The sequence below is a fragment of the Paraburkholderia sediminicola genome (assembly GCF_046026855.1).
Taxonomy (GTDB): Bacteria; Pseudomonadota; Gammaproteobacteria; order Burkholderiales; family Burkholderiaceae; genus Paraburkholderia; species Paraburkholderia sediminicola_A.
In genome coordinates, this window is sequence record NZ_JAQQET010000018.1 from 139,898 (window position 1) to 153,064 (window position 13,167).

Consider the following 13,167-nt stretch of genomic DNA (forward strand, 5'->3'; position numbering starts at 1 on the left):
ATCAACCGCAGTACACGATGCTGTACTTCTTGGTCGCCACCGGCATGTGCCACGTGCCCGAGAAGCCCTTGTGCAGGATGAAGGCGTCGCCGGCGGCATAACGGTCGCTGCGGCCGTCGTCGCTGGTGATGACGACTTCGCCTTCGATCAGCACGCAGACTTCGTGGATCGGCAGGTCGGCCAGCTTCAGCGTGCCCGCATCGCATTGCCAGACGCCCGCGGACAGCATGTTGGTCGCATCGGAGAAGGCGTTGAGGGCGTGCGGCGCCTTGGCGCCTTCCAGAATGACGTCGGCGGGATCGTGCAGGGCCGGGTTCAGGCCGGAAGCGCCGGGGCCTTTAGCGTCGATGCGGGTGAAAGTGAGGGTGCTCATGTGTCTCTCCTGGTGAATGTGATTCGATGACGAAGCATTCGATTGCTGAGTCGAAGCAGAACCGGAGTCTGAGCCAAAGCTGCGTAGCGATGAATTTCGATTTGAAGACATTCAGATTGAGCGGCGTCGATGTAAAGCATTCGACACCGCTCCCGGGCGCGATCTGCGGCCCACCGTCTGACCTAACACATTTATGTAAAGGACCAAGCCATGCAACTGCAACACGCCAGGCAGTTTTATATCGACGGCCGATGGGTCGACCCGCAAGAGCTGGCCAACTCCGCCACGCTCGATGTGATCGATCCGTCTACCGCCACTGCGTTCGCGCAGATTTCACTCGGCAGCGCGGCGGATGTCGACCGCGCGGTGGCGGCAGCAAAGCGTGCCTTTCCTGCCTTCAGCGAGACCACGATCGCGCAGCGAATCGATTTGCTGCAAGTGATCCTCGACGTCTACCGCAAGCGCTACGACGACATGGTGCATGCGATCAGCCGTGAGATGGGCGCGCCGCTGCAATATGCAAACGACGCGCAGGCGTGGACCGGTGTCGCGCATCTGGAGACGATGATCCGCACGCTCGATACGTTCGAATTCGAGTACGTGAAGAGCAGCATTCTGATCCGCAAGGAAGCGGTCGGCGTGTGCGGGCTGATTACGCCGTGGAACTGGCCGGCCTTGCAGATCGCCACCAAGCTCGTGCCCGCGCTCGCGGCCGGCTGCACGATGGTGCTCAAGCCTTCGGAACTGGCGCCGCTCTCCGGCATCATCTTCGCCGAGATCCTCGATGAAGCGGGCGTGCCGGCCGGCGTGTTCAACCTCGTCAACGGCGAAGGCGCGACGGTGGGCGAGGCGATGTCGCGTCATCCGGACATCGACATGATGTCGTTCACTGGTTCGACGCGCGCGGGCGTGCAGGTCGCGAAGGCCGCGGCGGATACCGTCAAGCGCGTCCATCAGGAACTGGGCGGTAAATCGGCCAACCTGATTCTCGAAGACGCCGATCTGAAGCAGGCGGTGATGCGCGGCGCACGTGCCTGTTTCGACAACAGCGGCCAGTCGTGCGATGCGCCCACGCGCATGTTCGTGCCGCGCGCGCGCCTCACCGAGGCATTGGCGTACGCGAAGGAAACGGCTGAAGCATTGGTCGTCGGTCCCGCGGATGCCACGGGCATCGATCTTGGGCCTGTCATCAGCGAGCAGCAGTTCGACAAGATCCAGCGGCTGATCGGCGTGGGCATCGAAGAGGGCGCGACGCTGGTGGCCGGCGGCCCGGGACGTCCCGAAGGATTGAAGGAGGGTTACTTCGTGCGCCCGACAGTTTTCGGCAACGTCACGCCGGGTATGACGATCGCGCGTGAAGAGATTTTCGGGCCCGTGCTGTCGATCCTCGGCTACGACTCTGAAGACGAAGCGATCGCGATGGCCAACGACAGTCTCTACGGTCTCGCGGGCTATGTGCAATCCGCGTCGATCGAGCACGCGCATGCCGTGGCAAAGCGCCTGCGTACCGGCACGATCTATCTGAACTACGCGGACTACAGTCCCGATGCGCCGTTCGGCGGCTTCAAGCAATCGGGTAATGGCCGCGAGTACGGCGAGTTCGGTCTCGAGGACTTTCTGGAGATCAAGGGCGTGGTCGGCTACGCGGGTTGAGGCTGCCTGACAGCTGAGCCGTGATGCGCCTCAGTGATTTAACCCAGTGGTGGTCCTAAGCCGCGCAAGCATAACGAAAGTTATGCGGACAGTGAGCGGTGCGGGACATCACCGCGATGGCCGTTTTCCGATGGCGGTTCCAAACCTGCGAATGTCTGTTGAGGGCGACTATAATCCTCACCGGAATTCGCCATCGGATCTTCAACCTGTGAAAACAACTATCGCTATTGCGCTTGCCGCGCTTGCCCTGAGCGGCTGCATGTCCGCCGAAAAGCAGGAAGCCCAGGCGCGCGACTTTACCCGCTCCGAGAGCCTGCTCGATACCGCGCAGCGTAACGCCTCTGTTGCGTGCGCGGATCAGACGCAGTGCGATAAGGCCTGGTCGCTCACGAAAGACTACGTGGCGGCGCATTCTTCCACCTCGATCGTCCGTGCGGATGCGGCTGCGATCGAGACCGACGTTCCGAGCCGCTCGGGCAAGGCGGTCTATTCGGCCACGCGCGTGGCCAAGGGCAGCGGGGCGACGATCACGCTGTATGCGCAGTGTCGCGGCATGTATGGTCAGGATCGCGCAATGGGCTCCGACTACGATGATTGCGTCGAGCAGATCGGTCCGACGCAAAACGGCTTCGTGCCGTTTCTGAACCAGCATCTATCCAGCCAGTAACGGACCCGCATTCAGGTTGCCGGGTGACGTGACATCATCCGTTCGAATGCGTCGACGATACGTTGCACGTATGGATTTTTGTGGGCGAGGGTGCCGGTCTCGCGCTCGAAGTGCGCGAGCATGGTCGCATTCGCTTCGAAGACCAGCACCTGTCCTCCGGGCAGCACCGTGAAGTCGATGCCTCCGTAGTCGAGATCGAGCCGCCTGCCGATTGCCGTAATGGCATGCATCACACGCTCCCCGAGCGCGGTGTGCGGATTGTCGAGGAAGCGCCGCTCCTCCTCCAGCTTCCACGGCTGGTGTTCCATTTCGGCTGAGTAGTAGTGCACCATCCAGTGCGGCGAAATCGCCAGGTGGTAAGGAAACGGCTCCCGGTCGACAAAAATGACCCGGTATTTGCGGTAGAAGCCGTCGGCGCTGCGATAGTCGCGAAACGTCGCCAGATAGGAAACCCCGACTTGTGCCGACCGCCACGCTTCCAGCGTGGTGAGACTCTCGCATAGCGTCAGTCCCTCGCCGCCGTGCGTAGCGGCGGGGCGCGCCAGGACCGGAAAGTCGATGCCGGCTTCTGCCAGCAGGGCGTCAAGCGCGGCGCGTGAAACCGGCGCGGCCTCGCTCTGCACGCAAGGCGCCACCTGCACATCCGGCAGCCCGGCGAACAGGCTCGCGGTACGGTGCCGTTGGGTTCGGGCGACAGCGGCGGGCGGATTGAGCACGGGCCGCGCGCAGTGCGAGACGAAGTGCGCGAGCCGCCCGGCGAGCGGGGCGGCGACATCAGCATCGCCAATCGCGTTGAACACGAGGTCGTAGGCCGGCAACTGTTGATCCTCTTCGTCCGCGGCATAGTCGATCGCGTACTTGATGCGGCAGCAGGTCGTGCCGGGCAGCAGTGCATCGAACGGGACATTGCCGGACGTGTGTGCTGCGCAGAGGATCAACACGCGGCGCTGCTGAGCGCCGGTTCCTTCGACAAAGACGCGCTGGATCCGATAGGCGCGGTCCCGATAGGCGGTGGCTTCTGCCGTGTGTCCAGTGCCTGCGAGGACGGCAGCCAGATTCTGGCAGGCAACCGCGACATGCGGATCGAGCGTCAGAACGAGGCGGTACCAGTATCCGGCGATCATGTGATCGCCTGTCATGAAGTATCCGGTCGCGACATCGCAGAGATTCGAGGTGCTGGCGCCGGGTTCGCCGGTGGCATAGGCGTCCAGCGTGTGGGCGGCAATCAGATGCGCGATGGCGCCCAGTTCGTCGCCATCGGCGCGCCGGGCTTCAGCGAGGGTACGGTGACGGGACGGATCGAGCGGGGCGCTGTCGTTATCGCTGTCGTTGCCGCTGCCGCTGCCGCTGCCGCGCTGCACTGATGCGTTTGGCGCATGTGTGTCGTAGTCGGCTTCGTTATTGGGCGGAGTCTGCTTCATGGTCGGCACGTAGTGGTGCAGGGCGGCGCGCCGCTGCGCACTCGAAGCATAGTGGGCGTGCATGCGATTCAGCTTACAGCCCGCATGGGTGGCGACGAGCGACATGTGTGCGTCGCCTGTTTGACTACGAGGCTATGAGGTGGGGACAAGATCTCGTTCGACGAATTGAGTCACCCCACCAGGCCACATTACCCGTTACTTTATCGCGCCACTTTGCTACAGCAGCAGTTCGATCGAATGAAACAGGCGGCGCAGTTCGGGGTCTTGCGAACGCGCTCCTTCGTCGATCACTTCACGCAAACAATCGAGAAAACACGTGGCCGCCGGACTTGTCGGCGCACCGCGGCGCGAGGTGATGCTGACGATGGTTTCATCCACCGTTTCGCGCAGCGGCAGCGCCCACAGATTTTCCTTCGCGAGGGTCACTTCGACGAGCGGCCACGGAAAAATGCTGAGCATGTCTGTCCTCGCGAGCAGGCCGAGCACGACCGCGAGCGAATGCGCGAGATGGATCGTGTGCGGTACCTTCATGTCACGCTTGCGGAACAGATTGTCCGAGATCGACTCGCGGCTTGCCGGGTCCCAGTTCAACACCCATTCGGCGTCTTCCAGTTCGAGCAGCGTGCGGCAACCCGCCTTCGGATGATCACGCCGCGCCACCACCGCTGAATGCGTCGAAAACAGCGGTACGTTGTGAAACTCCGATTGCGGCGAAGCAGGTGGAGGGCGGCCAATCGAAAAGTCGAGGCTGCCGTCGCGCAAGCGCGGTTGCACGACCGCCAGCAGGCCCTCGAAGAATTCCAGTTGGACTTCCGGCATGCGCTGCCGGAAGCGCTGCACCGTCGGCGGCAGAAACGTCAACGCGACCCAGGGCGTCACGCCGATCGACAGTTTACCGGCCGCCGCGCCCCGCATCGCTTCAATCTCCGCTTCCGCGCGTTGCAACTGGCCGAGCACCAGCCGTGCATGCACGACCAGCGCGCGCCCGAACTCGGTGAACGCAACGCCGCTCGCACCACGCACCAGCAACGGTGCGTGCAGATCCGCCTCCAGTTCGCGCATTGCCTTGGTCACGGCGGCCGGCGAAAGCTCAAGCGAACGGGCAGCGGCCCGGATACTACCGGTATCCGCGATGGCCGCTAAAGTGCTCAATTGATGCAGTTTCATCTGACGAGAGGGTAGAAAGGTGGCAACCGCTGGTTGCTGCCGCAACGATTCTACGCCTGCCGCTGGAAAATCGGCGTCGTTATGCTGGGTCCACGCATTCATAGACGGAGACGACATCGTGAACACCATGGCTATCCCGGCGGGCATCGCCGAACTCGAAGACGAAATGATCGCACTGCGCCATCGCATCCATGCGCAGCCGGAGCTTGCCTACGAAGAGTTCGCCACCGGCGATCTGGTCGCCGAGCGCTTGCAGGAGTGGGGTTACACGGTGCATCGCGGGCTGGGTCAAACCGGTGTTGTCGGCCAATTGAAAGTTGGCAATGGCACGCGCAAACTCGGCCTGCGTGCCGACATGGACGCGTTACCGATCCACGAAACGACCGGTCTGCCGTATGCGAGCACGGTGCCCGGCAAGATGCACGCATGCGGCCACGACGGCCACACGGCGATGCTGCTGGCCGCCGCCAAGCATCTGGCGCAGGAAAAGAATTTCGACGGTACGTTGAATCTGATTTTCCAGCCTGCCGAAGAAGGTCAGGCCGGCGCGAAAAAAATGCTCGAAGACGGCCTGTTCGACAAGTTTCCGTGCGACGCCGTCTTCGCGATGCACAACATGCCGGGCTTTCCGACCGGCAAGTTCGGTTTTCTGCCGGGCTCGTTCATGGCGTCGTCCGATACGGTGATCATCAAGGTGACCGGTCGTGGCGGTCACGGCGCGGTGCCGCATAAGGCCGTCGATCCGGTGGTGGTGTGCGCGCAAATCGTGTTGGCGTTGCAGACCATTGTCTCGCGCAATATCGCACCGCTCGATATGGCGATCATCACGGTCGGTGCGATTCACGCAGGCGAAGCCCCGAACGTGATTCCCGAGACCGCGGAGATGCGCTTGTCCGTGCGCGCGCTGAAGCCCGAGGTTCGCGACCATTTGCAGGAGCGCATCACGGCGGTTGCGTGCGGGCAGGCGGCCGTGTTCGGCGCGCAGGCGCAGGTCGATTACCAGCGCCGCTATCCGGTGCTCGTCAACGACGTGGAGATGACCGGTCTTGCCAGGCAAGTGGCGCTCGACTGGCTCGGCGAAGACGGCTTGATTGCCGGCATGCAACCGCTGACCGGCAGCGAGGATTTCGCGTTCCTGCTCGAGCGTTGCCCCGGCAGCTACCTGATCATCGGCAATGGTGACGGCGAAGGCGGCTGCATGGTCCACAACCCGGGTTACGACTTCAACGACGATTGCCTCGCGACCGGCGCGGCTTATTGGGTGCGGCTCGCGCAGACGTTTCTTGTCTGAGGCGGGCGGCATCGGATCGGACTGACGCCATGTAAGGCTCCGAAGGGCGCGAAGACCATCGGGGCCTTCAAGGCCTTGTGGGACCAGTCAGGCCGCGCATTGTTTTCAGGCGCACAAAGCCGTAGAGCCGCGCATCAGCAGGACGGACACCATGGAGACACAGATGGACTATTCCGCTACACCGCAACCCGCGGGCGCCGACGCGTTGAACATGCAGAACGCGTCGACTGCGCATGCCGGGCGCGCGAGCCAGGCCAAAGCGATTGCTGCGATCACGCTCGGCAACGGCCTCGAGTTTTTCGATTTCACGATCTACAGTTTCTTCGCAACGATCATCGGCAAGCTGTATTTCCCGGTGGAAGGGCAGCTTGCGCAACTGATGCTGGCGGTGGGCACGTTCGGCGTGGGGTTCATCATGCGTCCGGTGGGCGGTATTTTCCTTGGCGCCTACGCTGACCGCGCGGGCCGCAAGGCGGCGATGAGTCTTACGCTGTGGCTGATGACGCTCGGCTCCGCGATCATCGCGTTTGCGCCGACTTACGCGGCGATTGGTGTGGCCGCGCCGCTGCTGGTGATCCTTGCGCGATTGATTCAGGGTTTCGCGCTGGGCGGTGAGATCGGTGCTTCGACATCGTTGCTGCTTGAATATGGCAGCGACAAGACGCGCGGATTCTATGGAAGCTGGCAGTTTGTGAGCCAGGGGTTGAACACCGTCTGTGGGTCGCTGCTGGGCGTGGCGCTAGCGGCGGCACTGTCCACTGCCGCATTGGAGAGCTGGGGCTGGCGCGTGCCGTTCGTGATCGGTATGGCGATGGGGCCGATTGGGATTTATATCCGGCGTCACCTGAATGAGACCCTGCCGGGCGTTGAGGATGGCAACGGTGGAGCGGAGCGGGTGCCGGTTGCACAGCCGGTGCGCAAGCTGTTCCGCGAGCATTCGCGTGTCATTACGACGGGCGTGTTGACGACGATTGGCGGCACGGCGGCGAACTATATCGTGCTGTTTTATCTGTCCACCTACGCGATACGGATTCTGCATTTGCCGATGTCGTCGGCGCTGTGGGCCGCGTGGGCCGCGGCGGTGGTGACGGTGATCTGCTCGCCGTTCGCCGGGGCGCTGTCCGATCGTGTCGGGCGTAAGCGGGTTTTGTGGGTGTCTCGTGTTTTGCTGATTGTCGCCGTGTACCCGGCTTTCATGATCATCAATGCGTCGCCGACGGTGCCTGTTCTGTTATCTGTCGTCGCTGTGCTGGCCGTTTTTGTCGCGTTTACCGCGGTGCCCAATATCGTCATGTTGCCGGAGATGTTTCCGCGCGAGATTCGCGCTACCGGGATGTCGATTGTTTATTGTTTGGGTGTTTCTATTTTTGGCGGGTTTGCGCAGTTTTTTGCTACATGGTTGATTCAGGTTTCTGGGAGTAATCTGGCTCCTGCCTGGTATCTGATTGGATGTGGGCTTGTGTCGTTGTTGCCGTTGCCGTTTATGCGGGAGACTGCTGGGAAGGCTATTGATTAAAGAGTTTTTCTTGCGGGGCGCTTTGGGTGGTTGTTTGCCTGCTCGGCGCTTGTTTGTCTGCGGTTTTATGGTGTTGGCCTTTCCTTGAATTGTTATTGGTTTATTAGCGTCGCCCCTGTGCGGGGCAGGCACTTACTTCTCTTTGCCGCCGCAAAGAGAAGTAAGCAAGAGAAAGCGGCTCACACCGCTAGCTTATAAGCGGGTCCCCTGGCTCGGAGAGGGTAGTGGTGCATCTGGAATCCGCGCCCTCACACATTCGGCGTGAGTGACAAGGCCATCATACTTCCAGCAGCGCTGCGCGCGCCGAAGCGCACTTCATAGAACCATCCACTACGTTTTCACACCCGCGTTTCGCTCAGCATCACGGCTCGCGACTGCCGCTGGCAGTGCGACTGCGACTGCCAGTGCCGATGTCATTGCTAGCGCCATTGCCGCTGTCATGGCAACTACGTTTATCGGTCAGTGATTTTGCACTTTGATATGCGTGGGGGAGTTCGTTTTTGGATAGCTGGGCGCTTCGCCGAGGCGAAGCCGACGGCTCCCGCCGTGCTCAAACGAAGCCTCTGGTTTCCCGTGCATACCCATCCGCGACGCACGCAGTGCGGAGTGGGAGCTGATGAGCTCTGTGTCACTAACGCCGAATGTGCGAGGGCACGGATTCCAGATGCACCACTACCGTGGCTGTGCGGGGGACCCGCTTAAGAATTAGCGGTGTGAGCCGCTTTCTCTTGCTTACTTCTCTTTGCGGCGGCAAAGAGAAGTAAGTGCCTGCCCCGCACAGGGGCGACGCTAATAAACCAATAAGAATTCAAGGAAAGGCCAACGCCGTAGGCGAACAGACAAATAAAGCGCCGCGCAGACAAAACACAAACCACCCAAATGCCGCCGCCAAAGGCAAAAAACCGATCATCTAACAGCCGACTTCCCATCCCCCACAGCCGCAGCCTCCTCATCCGCAGCTGCATCCCGCGTCTCGGGCATCGCCGCCCACACCAGCAGAACGGCAAGCGCGCCCGCAGCAGCAAGTCCAAAGAAGCTCACCGCATTCCCAAAGTGATCCGCCACAAACCCAGCCGCAGTCGTACTCAAGGTCGCCCCAATCCCGGCAGCCAACCCGAACAGGCCGATGCAAAGGTTGTACCGTCCCTTGCCGCCGGCCACGTCGGCGGCAATCAGCGGCAGCATCACGCCGAACACCGCGGCGCTCAGGCCGTCCAGCATCTGCACCGGCACCAGCAAATAAGGGCTGCTGATTCCGGCAAACAACAACGCCCGTATCGGCAACGCGGAAAACCCGAGCAGCAGGATCGGCCTGCGCCCCCACCGTTCGGCGGAGCGTCCGACCCATGGCGACATCATCGCCACAATCGCCTGCGGCACGATGATGCACGCGGCAATCACGAGCTGCACGTTGTCGCCCATGCCGGCCGTCACTTCCCCGGCGGCAAGATTCAACATCGCCGCATTCGACAAATGGAACAACACAATGCACGCCGCAAACAGCAGCATCCGCTTGTCGCGCAGCAACTCGCGCAGGCTCTCGCGTCGTTCGATCTGTTCAGGTGTCGGCCCGGTTTTCGGCAGTTCGATTGTGTCGGTGCGCTGGATCATCGTCAGCGCAAACAGCGCGGGGACGGCCAGCGCCGCGGTCAGCCAGAACACCGCGCGCGGCGAATAGTATTCGCCGAACACGCCCATCAGCCCGGCTGCTACGGCACTGCCGATCGACGCCCAGCGGGCATTGCGTCCCAGCCGGTCGCCGAGGTTCGCACGTCCCACCAGCGCAAACGAGATCGCGGCCAACGCCGGCGTCAGCATGCAGCTGGCAAAGCCGTGGAACACCTCGGCGGCAATCACCGGCAGTACGGTCGGGCTCGCGGCCAGCAGCACCGCGCTGAAGATGATCGCGAAGATCGCCCATGCGGCCGCGCCTTTCTTGTTGCGCAGGGCGTCGACGGCAGCGCCGCCCGGCACCTGGCTCACCATCGCGCTGATGGTGCCGACCGACAGCGCCATGCCGATCTCGCCCTGGGTCCACTTGTGCGAGGCAAGGTACGACGCAATGAACGGCCCGAAACCGGTCTGCACGTTGGCGACGAAAAAATTCAGCCAATCGAGGGCGCGCAGACTGCGCGTGGTTACCAAAGTCCGGCCTATCATCGGGCCGCCCGTGCGTTGGAACCCGCCGTAACGGTCGCGGCCGGCGCGGCGGAGGCTGCAGCGGCGGGAGCGGGCGCAGGAGCGGGTACCGGGGCCGGCGACACCGCGCGGATCGGCTTGTCGCTGGCGTACGGCGGCGTTGCATTGATCTGCGCGTCGCTCAGATCGATCAGCGGATGCAGTTCCTTGTCTTTGACGACGAAACGCAGCGCCGACCAGTTGGCGGCAATCGAACGCCGCTCGGTGCTGACCATGCCGTTGACGTCGAGCACGACCGCCTGCGGCTGCGCGTTGGCGTCGATCAGCACGTCGATCACGCGGCCGACCTTGGCGCCGTTCGAACGCTCGACATCGGTGTCGATCAGCTGTAATTGCACGGCAGTGGACTTTGCCGCAGGCGTCGGCACGGCCGCTGCGTTGAGCGTGATCGGCGCGGTCTTCGCGGTCGGCGTGAAGCGGAACGCGCTCCACGGGAAATTGACCTTGCGATCACCGACGCCGAGGAAGCCCTGCAGATTGACCACCATTTCGCGCGGCTTGCCGCTCGCATCCGCGATCATATCGACCGCGCGGCCAATCACTTTGCCGTCGGGCTTCTGGACTTCGCTATCGAGCAAGGCGCGCGCCTCGCTGCGCTCGATCGTGCGCAGCACGATCAGCGGCGGGGGTGCAGGGGGCGGCGGCGCGGGCGTGACGACTGGCGGCGGAGGTTCGACCTTGCGCGGCTTGACGACCGGTTTCCTGGGCTTCTTCTGCTGTTCGGGCTCGGCCGCTTCGGTCTCGACCGGTTCCGGCGCGGAGGCAGCCACGGGGGCGCTCGCGGGTTCGACGGGCATCACCGTGGCATCGACGATCGGCGCCTGTCCCGGACCCCACAGCAGGCTGCAACCGGACAGCGCGAATAGCGCGAACACAGCAAGAATCAGAAGACGCCAGGCAGGACGCGAAAAACCGCCACTCATCAAGAAGGACTCCATCGGCCAGTGCGGACGGGCGCTGTGGACCGCCGCAGTTAAGTCGGGTAAGGGCCAGAGTGTAACCCGCGGCGTCGGGCGGCCCGGTTTTGAAGGGCTCCTGACAGGTGTCCCCGGCGCAAGGTGCATGCCGCGTTGTGCACTTCCGGCCGCGATCGACGCCCGTTCTGGCGTGCTGAACCCCTCAAAACCCTTTCACAACTTCATGACAAACCGTAGGTGTAAACGCGTGGAGCGCCCACCTGGTTTGCCGTCCCCTAAACGATATAAGCGTCGCGACATGTCGGGCATGCCATTCATGCGATGGGAGACATATTTGTGTTGCCCTACATTTCGGGACAGCAAAAGAAGAACGGAGCATGCGGGTTATCCGGACGCATCGCAAGCCGACGTTCAAACCTTGCCACACGACATTAGATCAACGTAACGAGACCAACCTGATGGCGGCCGGAATACGGGCCGTTTCAGCACGCTGATAAAGGAGGCACTCATCATGATGGAACCCCACGCCCAACCGATTTCTGAAGTCGGCGCCGAATCATTCGACGGAAAGGGCTTTCTCGACCGCTACTTCGAAATCTCTTCACGCGGCAGTTCGCAGCGTACGGAAATCGTCGCGGGTATCACGACCTTCCTCGCGATGGTCTATTCCGTGTTCGTCGTGCCGGGCATGTTCGGCAAAGCGGGCTTCGACACCAGCGCGGTGTTTGTCGCCGTGTGCCTGACCACCGCGTTCGGCTCGCTGCTGATGGGTGTGTGGGCGCGTCTGCCGATTGCGATCGGCTGCGCGATTTCGCTAACCGCGTTCACCGCGTTCGGCCTCGTGCTTGGTAAAGGTCTGCATCCGAATGTCGCGCTCGGTGCGGTATTCCTGATGGGTGTCGTCTTCACCGGCATCTCGGTGACGGGCGTGCGTTCGTGGATTCTGCGCAATCTGCCGACGGGCATCGCGCACGGCACGGGCATCGGCATCGGCCTGTTCCTGCTGCTGATCGCCGCCAACGACGTGGGTCTGGTCGTGAAGAATCCGGGCGCCGGTCTGCCGGTCGCGCTCGGCAACATCACGGCGTTGCCGGCGATCATGTCGGTGGCGGGTCTGGCTGCGATCTTCGGTCTGGTGCGCCGTCGCGTGCCGGGCTCGATCCTGATCGTGATCATCGCGATCTCGGCGATTGCGCTCATGATCGATCCGGCGGTGGCGTTCCACGGCGTGTTCGCACTGCCTGCGCTGAGCGCACCGGGCCATGCTTCGCTGATTGGCGCGATGGACATCAAGGGCGCGCTGTCGATGGCCGTTTTGCCTAGCGTGCTGGCACTGGTGATGACCGCTGTGTTCGACGCAACCGGCACGATTCGCGCCGTTGCCGGCCAGGCGGGTCAGCTCGACGAAAACGGTCGTATCATCAACGGCGGCCGTGCGTTGACGGCGGATTCGCTGAGCTCGATTTTCTCGGGCCTGCTCGGTGGCGCACCGGCGGCTGCCTACATCGAATCGACGGTCGGCGTTGCAGCCGGCGCGAAGACGGGGATGGCGGCGGCGGTGGTCGGTCTGCTGTTCCTGGTGGTGATGTTCTTCTCGCCGCTGGCGAGTCTGGTGCCTTCGTATGCAACGGCACCGGCGCTGATGTACGTCGGTCTGATGATGCTCTCGAACGTGAGCAAGCTGCACATGGACGACATGGTCGACGCGATGTCGGGCCTGATGTGCGCCGTGTTCATCGTGCTGACCGCCAACATCGTGACGGGCATCATGCTCGGCTTCGCGACGCTGGTGATCGGCCGCGTGGTGAGCGGTGAATATCGCAAGCTGAACGTGGGTACGGTTGTCATCGCTGTCGTGCTGGTCGGTTTCTATCTCGGCGGTTGGGCGATCTGATTCTGCTGCATTGCGTTTTACGCGATTTGCTGTAACGCGAGAGTGGGGCGGGCTTTCTGTGCCGCTTTG

The 13,167-nt window shown here is 62.6% G+C and carries 10 protein-coding genes; 5 read left to right on the top strand and 5 right to left on the bottom strand.

Annotated features, from left to right (window positions below; genetic code table 11):
- Position 1 precedes the first annotated feature (1 nt).
- Positions 2-373, bottom strand: coding sequence for a cupin domain-containing protein (locus PQR40_RS20970; protein ID WP_408220634.1), 372 nt, complete (start codon positions 371-373; stop codon positions 2-4).
- A 216-nt stretch (positions 374-589) separates the two neighbouring features.
- Here PQR40_RS20970 and PQR40_RS20975 point away from each other — a divergent pair, with 216 nt between their 5' ends.
- Together PQR40_RS20975 and PQR40_RS20980 are read left to right on the top strand one after the other, a co-directional pair.
- Positions 590-2,026 carry an aldehyde dehydrogenase family protein gene (locus tag PQR40_RS20975; protein WP_408509803.1) on the top strand — a complete coding sequence of 479 codons (1,437 nt, stop codon included), beginning with the start codon at positions 590-592 and terminating at the stop codon, positions 2,024-2,026.
- Positions 2,027-2,234: 208 nt separating this feature from the next.
- The gene (locus tag PQR40_RS20980) at positions 2,235-2,693 is read left to right on the top strand and encodes a hypothetical protein (RefSeq protein ID WP_408232468.1); all 459 of its coding nucleotides are present in this window, start codon (positions 2,235-2,237) and stop codon (positions 2,691-2,693) included.
- An 11-nt stretch (positions 2,694-2,704) separates the two neighbouring features.
- Here PQR40_RS20980 and PQR40_RS20985 read toward each other — a convergent pair whose 3' ends face one another.
- Entirely contained in the window at positions 2,705-4,219 is a 1,515-nt protein-coding gene (locus PQR40_RS20985; protein ID WP_408509793.1) for an ATP-grasp domain-containing protein, read from the bottom strand.
- Positions 4,220-4,330: 111 nt separating this feature from the next.
- Positions 4,331-5,281, bottom strand: coding sequence for a LysR substrate-binding domain-containing protein (locus PQR40_RS20990; RefSeq protein ID WP_408232698.1), 951 nt, complete (start codon positions 5,279-5,281; stop codon positions 4,331-4,333).
- Positions 5,282-5,399: 118 nt separating this feature from the next.
- On the opposite strand from PQR40_RS20990, the gene PQR40_RS20995 reads away from it, so the two are divergent.
- Positions 5,400-6,572, top strand: coding sequence for a M20 aminoacylase family protein (locus tag PQR40_RS20995; protein ID WP_408232464.1), 1,173 nt, complete (start codon positions 5,400-5,402; stop codon positions 6,570-6,572).
- A 163-nt stretch (positions 6,573-6,735) separates the two neighbouring features.
- Entirely contained in the window at positions 6,736-8,088 is a 1,353-nt protein-coding gene (locus PQR40_RS21000) for an MFS transporter (RefSeq protein ID WP_408509794.1), read from the top strand.
- Between the two features lie 906 nt (positions 8,089-8,994).
- On the opposite strand, the gene PQR40_RS21005 is transcribed toward PQR40_RS21000, so the two are convergent.
- Both PQR40_RS21005 and PQR40_RS21010 read right to left on the bottom strand, forming a co-directional pair.
- On the bottom strand, positions 8,995-10,248 hold the full coding sequence (locus PQR40_RS21005) for an MFS transporter (protein ID WP_408232458.1): 1,254 nt from the start codon (positions 10,246-10,248) through the stop codon (positions 8,995-8,997).
- A complete protein-coding gene (locus tag PQR40_RS21010) occupies positions 10,245-11,210 on the bottom strand; it encodes a PRC-barrel domain-containing protein (protein ID WP_408232456.1) in 966 nt (321 codons plus the stop codon). Before PQR40_RS21010 ends, PQR40_RS21005 begins: the two co-directional genes overlap by 4 nt.
- Before the next feature lie 505 nt (positions 11,211-11,715).
- Between PQR40_RS21010 and PQR40_RS21015 the strand changes: the two genes are divergently transcribed.
- Positions 11,716-13,098, top strand: a complete 1,383-nt coding sequence (locus tag PQR40_RS21015) for an NCS2 family permease (RefSeq protein WP_325046944.1) — start codon at positions 11,716-11,718, stop codon at positions 13,096-13,098.
- Positions 13,099-13,167: the final 69 nt, after the last annotated feature.

What these genes read in the sequence shown, in the direction of transcription:
- PQR40_RS20970 (WP_408220634.1), bottom strand. Translation starts at nt 373, where the DNA reads ATGAGCACCCTCACTTTCACCCGCATCGACGCTAAAGGCCCCGGCGCT.
- PQR40_RS20985 (WP_408509793.1), bottom strand. Translation starts at nt 4,219, where the DNA reads ATGTCGCTCGTCGCCACCCATGCGGGCTGTAAGCTGAATCGCATGCAC.
- PQR40_RS20990 (WP_408232698.1), bottom strand. Translation starts at nt 5,281, where the DNA reads ATGAAACTGCATCAATTGAGCACTTTAGCGGCCATCGCGGATACCGGT.
- PQR40_RS21000 (WP_408509794.1), top strand. Translation starts at nt 6,736, where the DNA reads ATGGACTATTCCGCTACACCGCAACCCGCGGGCGCCGACGCGTTGAAC.
- PQR40_RS21005 (WP_408232458.1), bottom strand. Translation starts at nt 10,248, where the DNA reads ATGATAGGCCGGACTTTGGTAACCACGCGCAGTCTGCGCGCCCTCGAT.
- PQR40_RS21010 (WP_408232456.1), bottom strand. Translation starts at nt 11,210, where the DNA reads ATGAGTGGCGGTTTTTCGCGTCCTGCCTGGCGTCTTCTGATTCTTGCT.
- PQR40_RS21015 (WP_325046944.1), top strand. Translation starts at nt 11,716, where the DNA reads ATGATGGAACCCCACGCCCAACCGATTTCTGAAGTCGGCGCCGAATCA.